Source organism: Psychrobacter sp. 1U2 (assembly GCF_051847575.1).
The window spans coordinates 1-1209 of sequence record NZ_JBPYDC010000318.1 but is presented as its reverse complement, the minus strand read 5'-3'; the positions used below and the strand labels follow the sequence as shown (position 1 = coordinate 1209).

The following is a 1209-nucleotide window of genomic DNA, read 5'->3' as shown; positions in this document are numbered from 1 at the left end:
CAACGCAGCTCTTGGTATATCAAATCCTAATCGCGACTGGATATTGAGCCGTATATTATGGTTAAGTGGTCTAGAAGAAGGGGTAAATAAAGGCCATAATAACCAGGGTGGCTGTGATACTTATCAGCGTTACATCTATATTCATGGTACACCAGATACTGAACCTATGAGTATCCCCCTCTCACACGGCTGCGTACGTATGCGTAACAAGGATATCGTTGAGCTATTTGATCAAGTTGAAGAGGGAGATGCCGTTACTATAGTTGCAAGCTAATGAATGATTTTGTAGACAATAGATAACGTTATATTTATTCATTTAAAGCTTAAAAAGACAGCACCTACCAATAGGGCTGTCTTTTTTACTCTATATCTTTGTTATACCGTTATTAGCACGTTTACCAAAAGGTGGGGCTATCTTGAACGTTAGCCAAGCGTTTTTTAGCGCGTTTAACGTCTTTTTTTAGCGTGGCAGCAAACCATCCTGCACCATATAGCGCATTAATATCTGTTGCAGATTTTAACTGATAACGCTGTTGATATAGTGCATGTTTACGATATTTCTCCATTGCTTTTTGTGCTTTTAATACATGTTTTAGCCAGCGTTTGGTTTTCTTTTTAGCTTTTTTCTTATTCAATAAGCGTGAGGCAAATTCACTGGCATAACGCAAGTTTACTAACTGACAATATAAGTCGTCTTGGACCTGATTATGATTTCTGCTTTTTAGATTGACGCTTTTTGAGTCTTCGCTATAAGGCCCATTGTCGTTGGCTGCATTTTTATCCTGTAATCTTCGCTCAGTTTCAATAAACTTTGTATACTGCTTCGATAGAGTCTTCACCAATTTGTCGACAGCAGGCTTATCTGCTTTTGGTTCGAGACTTGGATCACTCATGGTAAAAGCAATCAGCTCTAATAACGTAAGTTGAAAGTCATTGGCGCTTACGACATCAAGTGGCTGAATTTTGAGTGCATCGATATCTGCTGTCCAATCAACGCTAGGTGCGCCGCAACTTTGTAGCTTGGGCTCGATGTGAGCGGCTAGGTAAGTAAGCTCTTGGTAGTCACTAAGTAAGGCTGCGGTTTGTGTTAATATTGGTAGCCAATCAGGGTTGATCTCATCAGAATAATCGGCAAACACTGTCAAGGCAGCTTGCAAGCGAGTGAGTCCGATAGTCAATTGCAAGACATGTGTATTATCAATGCTACCC

General features: G+C 40.3%; 2 protein-coding genes. One reads left to right on the top strand and one right to left on the bottom strand.

All coding sequences use genetic code 11. From position 1 onward, the window contains the following. Positions 1-274, top strand: a 274-nt coding sequence (locus ACS8FD_RS15470; protein ID WP_439276502.1) for a L,D-transpeptidase family protein, incomplete at its 5' end; no start/stop codon positions are given. 121 nt (positions 275-395) lie between these two features. On the opposite strand, the gene ACS8FD_RS15465 is transcribed toward ACS8FD_RS15470, so the two are convergent. After that, positions 396-1209 (bottom strand): CHAD domain-containing protein (locus ACS8FD_RS15465; protein ID WP_439276501.1); only part of this gene is annotated, 814 nt, incomplete at its 5' end.